The following is a 13,319-nucleotide window of genomic DNA, read 5'->3' on the forward strand; positions in this document are numbered from 1 at the left end:
CGCATGTGTTTACCTAGGCCGCAAAGGGCTTAGTTCGAGGCCACTTGGTAGGAAGCAGGCTGACCTGCATATTCTTCAAGCGCACCTTGCAGCCACTGTTCATATGCCTCTTCGCTGACCACTTTGACAGTGATTGGCATATAGGCATGGTCTTTACCGCACAGCTCAGAACACTGTCCGAAATAGACGCCTTCCTTGTCTGCTTCGAACCACAGTTCGGCCAGACGACCAGGAACGCCGTCCTGCTTCACGCCGAACGAAGGAATGGTCCAGGAATGGATCACGTCCGATGCAGTAACCTGCATCACGACAATCTTGCCGACCGGAACAACGACCGCGGTGTCGGTGGCGAGCAGCCATTCGTCTTCGCCATAGCCTGCATCGGCCAGCTTCGCCCGCATCGCATCGTCCAGAACAAACGGTGTTACGTCGGCATCCGCCGGGCGCGCGCCCTCGTCGAGGGTGGCCGGGTGGCCCAGGAGATAGCTATCGAAGGCAAAGTCATGATCGACATATTCGTAGGTCCAGTACCACTGGTTCCCCACGACTTTGATGGTGATGTCGCCTTCGGGAATCTCTTGTTGCTTGAAAAGAACCGGCAGCGAGAAAGCCCCGATGAAGACCAGAATCAGGATCGGGCCCAAAGTCCAGGCAATCTCAACCGGAGTGTAATGCGAGAACCGAGCCGGGTTCGGGTTTACGCGCTGGTTGTAGCGTACGATGCAGTAAACCAGCAGACCCGCAACAAACACACAGATCGCGGTGATGATCACCAGAATCATGTTGTCCAGCGACTGAATCCCTTCGGCAAGGCTGGTGGCAGCAGGCTGGAACCCCATGCCGCCGTCAACCGGCTTGCCAATAATCTCAAGCTCCTGAGCCATGGCGGGAAGGCTGGAGAGGGCCGTAGCAAGCCCGGAAAGCATCAAAGCATTCTTCATTTTCTGTCCTGATCGTTTGATCTTTGCGTCTCTCGCGAAAAGGTGTGAATCGGTCGCACCTCTCCCGTTGTCTTTGGCCGCGTTAAAAACCATATTCCGTCGGGTAGATAAAGCAAAATGCTTGCGTCAAACAGACGCTATTTTTGATCTGGATCAAACCCGAAAGGTCACAACTGATGACTCAGGCCCCGTTTCGCCCGTTTGAAAGCGTTCTTCCGAAGGATGAAGCGCTTGCTGTACTGAAGGCTGCAACTGATGGCGCCGAGGATGGGGAACTGTTCGTAGAACGGCGCAAATCCGAATCTTTGGTGTTTGATGACGGTCGATTACGCACGGCCTCTTACGACGCTTCCGAGGGATTCGGTCTTCGCGCGGTGCAGGGTGAAGTGGCTGGATACGCGCATTCAACGGATGTTTCGATTCCCTCTCTGAAGCGTGCAGCCGAAACCGCGCGGTTGGCGGTCGGCGATGGTGGTGGGACGCTGGCCGGGCCACCACGTGCCACCAATACCAGGTTATATACCGATGAAGACCCGATCGAATCCGCCGCCTTCCCGGTCAAAATCGAGACACTGCGCGAGATAGACGCTTTTACCCGTGATCTGGATTCCCGGGTTATGCAAGTCAGCGCCACGATTGCCGCTGCAGTGCAGGAGGTCGAGATTCTTCGCCCCGATGGTGTGCAGGTGCGCGATATACGCCCGATGACCCGCCTGAACATCTCGGTTATCGTAGAACAGAACGGCAGGCGCGAAAGCGGCTCTGCCGGAGGTGGCGGACGTGTTGGGCTGGATGGCTTGATCGATCCCTCAGACTGGCAAGATAAGGCGCGTGAGGCTCTGCGGATCGCGATGGTCAATCTGGATGCCGTCCCTGCACCTGCCGGCGTGATGGAAGTCGCGTTGGGCCCCGGATGGCCCGGTATTCTGTTGCACGAGGCCATCGGCCACGGGCTTGAAGGTGATTTCAACCGCAAGGGCAGTTCCGCTTTTGCCGGGCTGATGGGGCAGCAGATCGCTTCGAAAGGTGTAACAGTCGTGGATGATGGGACGATTGCAGACCGACGCGGTTCGATATCAGTGGATGACGAGGGTACACCCAGTTCGCGTACAGTTCTGATCGAGGATGGAATCCTCACCGGATATATGCAGGACCGCCAGAACGCACGCCTGATGGGCGTTGCTCCAACCGGGAACGGCCGGCGTCAAAGCTATGCCCATAAACCGATGCCGCGCATGACCAACACGATCATGTTGGGTGGCGATGCCGATCCGGCCTCGTTGGTGGCAGATATCAAAAACGGCATCTGGGCTGTGGGCTTCGGCGGAGGCCAGGTCGACATCACCAACGGCAAGTTCGTGTTCTCCTGCACCGAGGCATATCGTGTCGAGAACGGGAAGATCGGCGCTCCGGTCAAAGGCGCGACGCTGATTGGCGACGGCCCCTCGGCGCTAAAACGCATTCGGGGACTGGGCAATGACATGGCGCTGGATCCCGGCATGGGCACATGTGGCAAGGATGGGCAATGGGTGCCGGTCGGTGTCGGCCAACCTACCGTTTTGATGGATGGGCTGACTGTGGGCGGCTCTGCCACCTGAGTCGGCCCAAAATGAGAATCGAGGCGCGAAGGGTTAACACACTACCCTTCGCGTCAAATCAAAAACTCATCCATGGATATGTGAGCCAAGATAATTCGCACGAATTTTCTTTCTTTCTTTCAATGACATAATCATCTCTCCGAGGGATGGGTTCGAAAAATACTGATCTAATTTTCTAAGATTCACAGGCTGTTAACCCGCTGCACCGTAAACCAGTTTTGCAATCAGGCGGAGCATCGGATGACCGAAGAGCAGCTTTCTTCCAATCACCCCCCACTCCCACCCACCACGGAAGAGGACCGGTTTTCCTGGCTCCGTCTGTTGCGCTCACGCAAAGTAGGGCCGGCAACATTCCGGCGCTTATTGCGCGAACATGGCTCGGCGCAGAACGCGCTGGCCGCGTTGCCGGAAATGGCGCGCGCTGCCGGGATCGAGGATTATGAAATCTGCCCGCCCGGCGTAATTGAGGCGGAGCTCAAGGCCGCAAAGGTCGCCAAAGCGCGGCTTTTGTGCCTTGGGGCCGCCGATTACCCTTACGCGTTATGTGACCTTTCGGATGCGCCCCCGATGCTTTGGGCAATCGGCGATCCGTCGATCTTGAAACGCCGGGCAATTGCCATGGTCGGGGCACGGAACTGTTCTTCGCTGGGCGCGCGCATGGCGCGGGCGTTGGCGACGGATCTGGGTAAGCAAGACTATGTCGTGGTCTCGGGGCTTGCCCGCGGCATTGACACCTCGGCGCACTTCGCCGCATTGGCGACCGGTACTGTGGCAGTGTTGGCAGGTGGGGTTGATGTGATCTATCCGGCCGAAAATGCCGATCTGGCGCGAGATATCGCAGACACTGGACTTCGCCTGTCTGAACAACCGATGGGCACAACGCCTCAGGCACGACATTTTCCACGCCGCAATCGCATTATCTCGGGTCTGGCGCAGGCAGTGGTCGTTGTCGAGGCCGCGGCGAAATCCGGCAGCTTGATCACCGCGCGGGACGCCCTGGACCAAGGGCGCGAGGTTCTGGCCGTGCCCGGCCATCCCTTTGACGCCCGCGCGGCAGGATGCAATCTGCTGATCCGAGACGGGGCGACACTCGTCCGCAATGCAGAAGACGTGATTGATGCTTTGCCCAAGCAACAGCTACAATCTTCTGCCCAACAAATCCTACCCCTTGGACCCGAGGCAGACTCAGCCGAAATCACGCCCCAAGCCTTGCACGAGGCGATTCTGACTCGACTTGGCCCATCTCCGATCGCGGAAGACCAGTTGATCCGGGACATCGCTGCATCTGCGGGCGAAGTCGGCCCTGTGTTGGTCGATCTGGAGCTTGAGGGCAAGATTCAGCGGCAACCAGGCGGCCTGCTATCACTTTGCGCCTAAGCTATCGAACGGATTCGACACCGGATTCCGCGAGCGGTGCGGCCAGAACCGGCTTGAATTCAGAGTATTTTTAGTAGTGAAAACGAACGCATTGACAATTCGATCTTGCCCCACACATTTTGCACGGTCATACAAAGCGCAAAATCCGTCGAGCGAGGATTCCTCTTAAATGCCCGTAGTTGTTGTAGAATCTCCGGCCAAAGCAAAAACGATCAATAAATATCTTGGCCCCGACTACACCGTTTTGGCCTCATATGGCCATGTGCGGGACCTGCCGCCGAAGGATGGGTCGGTCGATCCCGAGCATGAATTTTCAATGAAATGGGAGGTCGGCAATGACAGCCGTAAGCATGTCAAGGCGATCGCCGACGCTCTGAAAGAAGACAACGCACTGATCCTCGCGACTGACCCTGATCGCGAAGGCGAGGCAATCAGCTGGCACCTGCAAGAAGCGCTGACCAAGCGGCGTTCGATCAAGAAGGACACGCCAGTCAGCCGCGTGACGTTCAACGCGATCACCAAGGACGCCGTGACCGAGGCGATGCAGAACCCGCGTGAGGTCGATATGCCGCTGGTCGAGGCCTATCTGGCCCGCCGCGCGCTGGACTATCTGGTAGGGTTCAACCTGTCGCCCGTTCTGTGGCGCAAGTTGCCAGGTGCCCGTTCAGCGGGGCGCGTGCAATCGGTCTGCCTGCGCCTCATCGTCGAACGCGAGATGGAGATCGAAGCCTTCAAGCCGGTCGAATACTGGTCGGTCAAGGCTGTGTTCGAGACGCCTAGGGGACAAACCTACGAGGCGCGTCTAGTCACGCTGGCAGGCAAGAAACTGGACAAGCACGATCTGGCCAACGCAACGCAGGCTGAGCTGGCGGTTCAGGCGATCACCAGCCGTGATCTGAGCGTGACATCGGTCGAGGCCAAGCCTGCCGCGCGCAACCCCTCTGCCCCGTTCATGACGTCGACCTTGCAGCAAGAAGCCAGCCGCAAGTTCGGCATGGGTGCACGCCATGCGATGCAGGTGGCCCAGCGGCTGTATGAGGCCGGATACATTACCTACATGCGAACCGACGGTATCGACATGGCCCCCGAGGCCGTGGCGGCAGCGCGCGATGCAATCGCCGACCGTTATGGTGCGGAATACGTGCCAGACAGCCCGCGCATGTACAAAAACAAGGCCAAGAACGCTCAGGAAGCACACGAGTGTATTCGCCCGACAGATATGTCGCGCGATGCCAAGGCGCTGAAGGTGACCGATGAGGATCAGCGCAAGCTTTATGATCTGATCTGGAAACGCACCATTGCCTGTCAGATGGCTGCCGCACGGCTTGAACGCACGACTGTCGAGATTACCAGCACGGACGGTCAGGTTGGCCTGCGCGCCACCGGTCAGGTGGTGCTGTTCGATGGCTTCATGCGCGTTTACGAAGAAGGCCGCGATGACGTGGTCGACGATGACGACAAGCGTTTGCCACAGATCATGCAGGGCGATCCCGCACGTTTTGCCAAGACCTCGCTGCGTGATCAGTTTGCCAAGGCCACCGCCGACTCGGAAAAGGCCGCCATTCTGGCCGAGAACGAATCCGTTCTGGCGCTGCAGCATCACACCCAACCGCCCCCGCGCTATACAGAGGCGACGCTGGTCAAACGGATGGAAGAGCTGGGGATCGGGCGTCCGTCGACCTATGCCTCGATTGTCACCACGATTCAGGATCGTGAATATGTACGTAAAGACAAGAATCGGCTGATCCCCGAAGAAAAGGGCCGGATCGTCACCATCTTCCTGCTGAATTTCTTTCGCCAGTATGTGGGCTACGAGTTCACCGCCAATCTGGAAGAAGAGCTTGACGACGTCAGCGCAGGTGAACGCGACTACAAGGATCTGCTGGGCAAGTTCTGGCGCGATTTCTCTGCCGCGATTGGTGAGACATCGGAGCTGCGTATCTCGGAAGTGCTGGACAAGCTGGACGAAGCGCTGGCACCGCAGCTGTATCCGCCGCGTGAAGATGGCTCGGACCCGCGCATTTGCCCGAAATGCGGTGTTGGCCAGTTACATCTGAAAACTTCGCGCACCGGCGGGTTTGTCGGTTGTGGCAACTATCCTGAGTGCACTTATACCCGTCCGATCGCTGGTGAGGGCGCGGAAGGTGACGAGCGTTTGCTGGGCGAAGATGGGGGCGATGAGATCTGGCTGAAATCCGGTCGATTTGGGCCATATGTCCAGCGTGGAGAGCCCACGCCTGAGAACAAGAAGCCTCCTCGTGCGTCCCTGCCCCGTGGCTGGAGCAAAGACGACATGGATCTGGAGAAAGCGCTGACTCTTCTGTCCTTGCCCCGTCAGATCGGCGAGCACCCCGAAGGTGGCATGATCAGTTCGAACTTTGGTCGCTTTGGACCTTATCTAATGCATCAGTTGGCCGACGAGGCAAAGCCTGTCTACGCCAACCTCAAAGACCCGAACGATGTGTTTGAGATCGGCATGAACCGCGCCGTCGAACTGTTGGCCGAAAAACGCGCCAATCCAGGTCGCGGACGTCGGGCGGCCGCGAAGCCGCTGAAAGAGCTGGGCGACCATCCCGATGGCGGCGCGATGCAGGTACTGGACGGGCGCTATGGACCGTATGTGAAATGGGAAAAGGTCAACGCGACGATCCCCAAAGACATCAAACCCGAGGATGTGACCCAGGAAATGGCCATCGAACTGGTCAATGAACGCGCGGCCAAGAAAGGCACAAAGAAAAAGGCAGCCCCCAAGAAGAAAGCTGCTGCCAAGAAGACCACCAAGAAAGCAAGTTAGGTAGAAATACCACCTGACCCTTGGATTCGTTGACTTCCCCGTGACGTGGCGGCACAAATCGGCCCAACACCATGTCATTGGGGGAGTTTTCCATGAAGAAAATCTATGACAATGCCGATGAGGCGCTCGATGGGGTGATATCGGACGGCATGCTGATCGCCGCGGGCGGCTTTGGGCTGTGCGGTATCCCGGAAATGCTGCTTGAAGCGATCAAGGCCTCAGGCGCGAAGGACCTGACGTTTGCCTCAAACAACGCAGGTGTGGATGATTTTGGCATCGGCATCCTGCTGCAAACCAAGCAGGTCAAAAAGATGATCAGCTCTTACGTTGGGGAAAACGCCGAATTCATGCGCCAGTATCTCAGTGGAGAACTGGAGCTGGAATTCAATCCACAAGGCACACTAGCCGAGCGGATGCGGGCCGGTGGCGCTGGCATCCCCGGGTTTTATACCAAGACGGGCGTAGGAACGGTGATCGCGGAAGGCAAAGAGCACAAGGACTTCAACGGCGAGACCTATATCATGGAGGAAGGCATCTTCGCCGACCTCGCGATCGTAAAGGCGTGGAAAGCCGATGACACCGGGAACCTCGTGTTCCGCAAGACCGCCCGCAACTTTAACGTGCCCGCAGCGACTTGCGGCAAGATTTGTGTGGCTGAGGTTGAAGAAATCGTCCCGCGCGGCTCGCTGGACCCGGATGGCATCCACCTGCCCGGCATCTATGTGCATCGCATTATCCAAGGCAGCCACGAAAAGCGCATCGAACAGCGCACCACCCGCAAGAAGGAGGACGCATAATGCCCTGGGATCGCAATCAGATGGCCGCACGTGCGGCAGAAGAGCTGGAAGACGGCATGTATGTGAACCTCGGCATCGGTATTCCGACGCTGGTGGCGAACTATGTAGGGGACAAGGACATCACCCTACAGTCCGAAAACGGTATGTTGGGCATGGGGCCTTTCCCGTTTGAGGGCGAGGAAGACGCTGACCTGATCAACGCGGGCAAGCAAACGATTACCGAACTGTCCCGCACCTCTTACTTCGATAGCGCGACCTCGTTCGCCATGATCCGAGGAGGTAAGATCGCTGCTGCGATTTTGGGTGCGATGGAAGTGGACGAGAAAGGAGACTTGGCCAACTGGATGATCCCCGGCAAGCTGGTCAAAGGTATGGGCGGTGCGATGGATCTGGTCGCTGGCGTTGGTCGCGTGATTGTAGTGATGGATCACACCAACAAGCATGGTGATTCAAAAGTGCTGAAGGAATGCACGCTGCCTCTGACTGGCCAGGGCGTTGTGGATCGCATCATCACCAATCTGGGTGTTCTGGATGTCGTCGAAGGCGGCCTGAAGATCGTCGAACTGGCCGATGGCGTCAGCGAGGACGAGATGCGAGGAGCGACTCAGGCAACAATCGTAGATTGACCTCAGGCCAATGAAACATAAGGCCCGCTGCGACGCGGGCCTTTTTTAGTTCGAAGTCTGAAAAATGCAGGGGTCCGAAACGAACTGCGGTGTTGTTGTACAAAGAGCACTCGCGACCTGAAACGCGGCCAGAACCTTGGGCACGTAGTCTCTGGTCTCGGCATAAGGTGGCACACCACTATGCTTGCGCACGGCCCCTTCGCCGGCATTGTAACCTGCCAATACGAGAATCGGGTCATTGTCGAACTCGTTCATAAGCCAATGCAGGTATTTCACCCCACCTTCGATATTCTGTTCAGGTTTCAGGCTGTCCTCTACCCCAAAACGTTCGGCGGTAGCTGGCATCAATTGCATCAAGCCCTGCGCCCCGGCAGAACTGACAGCCTGTGTGCGGCCCGCAGATTCTACCGAGATAACGGCCAGGACAAGTGCGGGTGAGACATTGGTCCCTACGGTCGAACGTAGAATATCCACCCCTCGCTTTTCTGCGATGTCTTGCAAGGTCTGCAGACGCGGCGCCGCGACACCCGTGGCAGTAAGCGCTTGAACGGCCTCACTCAGCCTACCTGCGCTGGCCTGCGCTAGATCGGGGGATACCCGGCTCCAGAATGCTCTATAAGAGCCAACTGGCTTGGTCGCCCCCGCGATCTTCTGAGGAACCGATGGGGGCGGCTTTGCGATAGCGGCAATCTCAGGCACTTCCAGCTTGGCGCCAGTGCTGGGGGCTGATGGTGATGCTGCATGTTGTTCTGGCGTGATCTGAATCGTCACGCGCGGACGTGTCCCCGGCTTTGGGGCCTTTATGCGCTTATAGACGCCGCGCGGCTCGGTTTCGGTTGCAGTGACAGGAATTGCACCCGCCATCAGAAACACCGCTGCACCGGCGCATATTACTGCGTCCCGGAAATACATTTGCCTGCCTCGATTTCTTATCTTTTGAAGCATTTTGAACATCATAACGGCCCGCAACACCAGAAAAACCAAGCGAATTGGGGCAATTTCGCCTCAATTGCCGCCATTTTGCATCGCCCACACAACGGAAGTACAAAAAAGGTGTAATTTTTTCTATTTATTTTCAATTAGTTACTAAATTCACCAACAAAAAATTAAGCTTTGAGCAAAAAAATATTGGTTTGGCCCAATTCCTGCCACGCACAGGGGTCAAACATATATCCATACCGAGACGATCGGGAGCGGACTGAGAGAGAAAGCTCTGAAAGACGCCGAGGTTAATTAATTTTTGATCCTTTAGGAGGGACATAACATGATCAAGTTCATCAAGAACTTCCGCAAAGACGAAGACGGCGCCGTAACTGTAGACTGGGTCGTTCTGACCGCAGCTGTTGTTGGCCTGGCAGCCGTTGCTTACAACCAGATCCACAATGGTGCCAGCAGCCTGGCAGGCAACATCGATGACGCTCTGGGTTCGGTAACTGTGACAGTTCCGGATACCGAATAATCTGTTATCGGTCTAGCATAACAACTTGGGGCCATGTCTTTACTCAAAGGCGTGGCCCCTTTGTTTTCAGAAGAAAGCCACCCGGTATAGTCCAATGTTAAAAAGAGTACATAGTTTCCGAACCGATGAGACCGGCGCGATAACCGTAGACTGGGTGGTTTTAACTGCTGCAATCGCAGGTCTCGCCGCAATAATCTACTTCATCCTGAGCCAAGGACTTCTAACAGCGGGACAGCCGATCGCAAATGTAGAAGTAGAAGAGATGGTCTTTGAGTAGCGCGGGCCCGTTCCCATTTACTAGCGAGACGGCAACCCTGCGAATAAGCGTATTTTCTGCCAAAAATTACCGGGATTGTCCGCTTTTTCGACACAATTGAAAAATATCTTGGATCCTGAATCGATGTGACTTCAAGAGTCGCGGTCTACGGAAAATAAAGAGGGACAAATGCGAGCTGTTTTTGGACTTGTTCTTATCATCGGGGTCGCGTTGGCCGGTGGTGCTGTCTATATGGCACGCGAATACATCACGGACAATCAGGCCAAACTTGCACAGGAACGCAAGTTGCGCGAAGAGGCGCTTGCCAATGCGCAGGCGGGCATCGTCCCGACCGTAGGCGTTTTGGTTTCGAATCGCTCCTTCAAATACGGCGAACGTTTGAACCAGGAAGATATCCGCGTCGTTCAGTGGCCAGAGGATGCGATTCCCGAGGGTGCCTTCGTGGACATGACAACCCTATTCCCGGAAATCAAAAACAATGAACGATTCGTTCTCCGCGCGATGGAGAAAGACGAAGCGATTATGGAAGTCAAAGTCACCAATCCAGGCGAGACTGCTGGCCTCAGGTCACAATTGCCCAAGGGAATGCGCGCATTTGCGATAAGCGTTGATGTGGCATCTGGCGTATCGGGCTTTTTGCGCCCGGGCGATACGGTGGACGTGTATTGGACCGGCTCATTACGTGGCACCAGCGATTCTGGCCGCGGTGAGATTACTCGTTTGGTGCTGACGAACATCGAATTGGTCGCTGTTGATCAGTCGGCGGGTCTGGATGTGACCGGCACAACCATTGCTCGCACGGTCACAGTTGCAGCGACGCCACAACAGATCGCCGCTTTGGCACAGGCTCAGAACACGGGTCGCATGTCGCTGGCACTGGTTGGCGCTCAAGATGACAAGGTGGCAGAGGTGGTTGAAGTCGATCAGCAGTCTTTGCTTGGCATTGAAGAGAGGGCCCCGGCCCCCGTCGCGGCTCCGGAGAAGGTCTGCACAATCCGCACCCGTCGTGGCGGCGAGACGGTAGAGACCCCAATTCCCTGCACAAACTAACTAAGTTTCAGACCTTTACGAGACAAAGACCGCGCATTTTGCGCGGTCTCTTTCTTTGTGTTGTTGCGCATAATCCACATAAGGAACTTTCCAGAAACCATTGATTATTGCAATAAATCTGGTTCTGTCGCAGGGTTTCATAGCATAGGGCATAAGACCCAAAAAAAATCGAGTGGTGATCGGAGAGGCAGGTCACATGACAATACGTTCCTGGATCAGCGCAACCCTGCTGGGGTTGTCGCTAGTTGTGAGCCCAATCGGCGATGCCGCTTGGGCCCAAAATCTTCGCGTGGTTAAAAAGGGTACAGCGGAAACGCTGGATGTCCCCGTAAATCGCGCAATCGTGGTGGAAAGCGAACAACCGTTCGCAGACATCAGCATTGCCAATGCAGGCATAGCGGATATTTCGACCCTGTCGGACCGCACTATCTATGTTCTCGGTCGGGCACCGGGTACAACCACCCTGACAATGTTCGACGGCGCGGGTAATCTGATTACCAACGTGCGTGTGCGTGTTTCCCCTGATGTTTCGGAATTCAAAGAACGCTTGCGTCAGATTCTTCCCAGTGAGCGAATCGAGGTTCGGACCGCCAATGATGGGATCGTCTTGTCGGGAACAGTTTCCAGCAGTGCCAAACTGGCGCGTGCGCTTGAGTTGGCAGAACGGTATGCCCCTGAACGTGTATCGAACCTGATGAATGTCGGTGGCGTGCAGCAGGTCATGCTGAAAGTGCGCTTTGCGGAAATGAACCGCTCTGTAGCCAAAAACTTGTCGGCATCGTTGGGCTTTGGCGGTGGCGACACCACTGCGGGCTTCAATTCCTTGAATAACCAGGGCGCACTGAACAACGCACTGGCGAACAACATCCCGTTTGTTCAGACAAATTCCGGTGCCATTCTCTTCGGTTTCGGCGCGGGGTCGACACAGGTTAGACTGCTTTTGGAAGCCCTTGAAACCAAGGGTTTGGTTCGCAGCTTGGCAGAACCGAATCTTTCTGCACTGTCTGGCCAAGAGGCGGAGTTCCTTGCAGGTGGTGAGGTGCCAATCCCAGTACCCCAAGGCGACGGTGTTGTTGCGATCGAGTATCGTCAGTTTGGCGTACAGCTCCTGTTTGTTCCGCGCGTCGTCGATGGCAACCTGATCAACCTGGAACTGGGTGCATCAGTATCGAGCATCGACCAGAGTGCGAACTTCACGATTAACGGCGACAATGTTCCCAGCTTCATCACGCGTCAAACACGGACAACCATCGAGTTGCGCGACGGTGAGAGCTTTGCCATTGCAGGCCTAATCCAGGATGATTTCACGGATCTGAACAGCCAGGTTCCCTGGCTTGGCGATGTGCCTGTATTGGGCGCGTTGTTCAGGAGCGCTCAGTATCAGCGTGAGCAGAGTGAATTGATCATCATCATTACCGCGCATCTGGTGTCGCCCACTCGTGGCGAGGCGCTTGCCCTGCCGACCGATCGCGTGAAACCGCCCAGCGAGTTCGATCTGTTCGTAAACGGCAAGATCTCTCGGACTGAACGCGCCGGAAATGGTGCAGCCTCTGAAGTTGCCAATCAGGATTTTGGCACCTCTTACGGCTACGTGCTGGACTGATAGAGAGGATAGAACCAATGGAAAAGTGGATCATCACACTGGGTCTTTCGGTTGCTGTCGCCGGTTGTACACGCGAGGCCGGGTACGAAATCGATCAGGGCACGTTTGGTAACGCTACACTGAACAACATTCAGGTCATGAATGGTGAGTTGACGTATGGCCAAATCCTCGCGCGGCGTTTCGCTGCCGAGGTGCCAACACAGATCAACTTTGCCTTCGATAGCGCGCAATTGGACGCTTCGGCGCAACGAATCCTGTTGCAGCAGGCGGCCTGGATCAAACAGTTCCCCGAGGCGCGGTTCCGTGTCTATGGGCACACGGATGCCGTTGGCTCTGACGCATATAACAAGCGATTGGGCCAGCGCCGCGCCAATGCCGCCGTTGCATTCCTGACACGACAAGGAATATCGCGCTCACGGTTGGAAGCCGTTGTTTCCTTTGGTAAATCCAGGCCGTTGGTTGCCACCCAAGATCGGGATCGACGCAATCGGCGGACAGTGACCGAGGTATCGGGCTTCTTCGATCGGCATCCAAATATTCTGGATGGAAAATATGCGGACGTGATCTATCGCGAATACATCTCAAGCGCGATCCCGATAAGCGATATCCAACGGCAAGAAGACGCCGGTGGTACCAGCGACTAATAAATAGGAAATGGGCGGCATTGTCGCCCATTTCCCTACAATTGGTTCTTTTGCGCCCAATTCTTGCCTAACTTCCAAGCCACTTTGTGAACAATTGGGTGACCTGCGGCCAAAATCGACCGCATCGGGCGACAGCATACCAGAACTGAATCT

At 56.2% G+C, this 13,319-nt stretch carries 11 protein-coding genes; 9 read left to right on the forward strand and 2 right to left on the reverse strand.

The genetic code is table 11. The features are described 5' to 3' along the window. Window positions 1-29: 29 nt before the first annotated feature. Window positions 30-941, reverse strand: coding sequence for a cytochrome c oxidase subunit II (gene coxB, locus ACR0DE_RS17400; RefSeq protein ID WP_170397324.1), 912 nt, complete (start codon window positions 939-941; stop codon window positions 30-32). A 176-nt stretch (window positions 942-1,117) separates the two neighbouring features. On the opposite strand from coxB, the gene tldD reads away from it, so the two are divergent. The 5 genes from tldD (at window position 1,118) to ACR0DE_RS17425 (ending at window position 8,133) form a co-directional block, all read left to right on the forward strand. Next, window positions 1,118-2,539: a metalloprotease TldD gene (gene tldD, locus ACR0DE_RS17405; protein WP_480754460.1), complete on the forward strand. Its 1,422-nt coding sequence runs from the start codon at window positions 1,118-1,120 to the stop codon at window positions 2,537-2,539. Window positions 2,540-2,779: 240 nt separating this feature from the next. After that, window positions 2,780-3,916 (forward strand): DNA-processing protein DprA, encoded by a 1,137-nt coding sequence (gene dprA, locus ACR0DE_RS17410; protein ID WP_170564718.1) that lies wholly within the window; start codon window positions 2,780-2,782, stop codon window positions 3,914-3,916. Between the two features lie 169 nt (window positions 3,917-4,085). Beyond that, a complete protein-coding gene (gene topA, locus ACR0DE_RS17415) occupies window positions 4,086-6,710 on the forward strand; it encodes a type I DNA topoisomerase (RefSeq protein ID WP_480754463.1) in 2,625 nt (874 codons plus the stop codon). 92 nt (window positions 6,711-6,802) lie between these two features. Next, window positions 6,803-7,507, forward strand: a complete 705-nt coding sequence (locus ACR0DE_RS17420) for a CoA transferase subunit A (protein ID WP_170404323.1) — start codon at window positions 6,803-6,805, stop codon at window positions 7,505-7,507. Continuing rightward, complete coding sequence (locus ACR0DE_RS17425; RefSeq protein WP_170397333.1) at window positions 7,507-8,133, forward strand: 3-oxoacid CoA-transferase subunit B; 627 nt, start codon at window positions 7,507-7,509, stop codon at window positions 8,131-8,133. The genes ACR0DE_RS17420 and ACR0DE_RS17425 overlap by 1 nt, the downstream gene beginning before the upstream one ends. Before the next feature lie 45 nt (window positions 8,134-8,178). Here ACR0DE_RS17425 and ACR0DE_RS17430 read toward each other — a convergent pair whose 3' ends face one another. After that, complete coding sequence (locus tag ACR0DE_RS17430; RefSeq protein ID WP_480754465.1) at window positions 8,179-9,045, reverse strand: lytic transglycosylase domain-containing protein; 867 nt, start codon at window positions 9,043-9,045, stop codon at window positions 8,179-8,181. Window positions 9,046-9,397: 352 nt separating this feature from the next. On the opposite strand from ACR0DE_RS17430, the gene ACR0DE_RS17435 reads away from it, so the two are divergent. The 4 genes from ACR0DE_RS17435 (at window position 9,398) to ACR0DE_RS17450 (ending at window position 13,166) form a co-directional block, all read left to right on the forward strand. Then, complete coding sequence (locus ACR0DE_RS17435) at window positions 9,398-9,592, forward strand: hypothetical protein (RefSeq protein ID WP_170397337.1); 195 nt, start codon at window positions 9,398-9,400, stop codon at window positions 9,590-9,592. 445 nt (window positions 9,593-10,037) lie between these two features. Then, complete coding sequence (cpaB, locus tag ACR0DE_RS17440; RefSeq protein ID WP_170424295.1) at window positions 10,038-10,919, forward strand: Flp pilus assembly protein CpaB; 882 nt, start codon at window positions 10,038-10,040, stop codon at window positions 10,917-10,919. 196 nt (window positions 10,920-11,115) lie between these two features. After that, window positions 11,116-12,522 (forward strand): type II and III secretion system protein family protein, encoded by a 1,407-nt coding sequence (locus ACR0DE_RS17445; protein ID WP_170397343.1) that lies wholly within the window; start codon window positions 11,116-11,118, stop codon window positions 12,520-12,522. 17 nt (window positions 12,523-12,539) lie between these two features. Then, window positions 12,540-13,166, forward strand: a complete 627-nt coding sequence (locus ACR0DE_RS17450) for an OmpA family protein (protein ID WP_170818072.1) — start codon at window positions 12,540-12,542, stop codon at window positions 13,164-13,166. The last annotated feature ends 153 nt before the right edge of the window (window positions 13,167-13,319 follow it).

It is taken from the genome of Ruegeria sp. C10, from assembly GCF_056537805.1.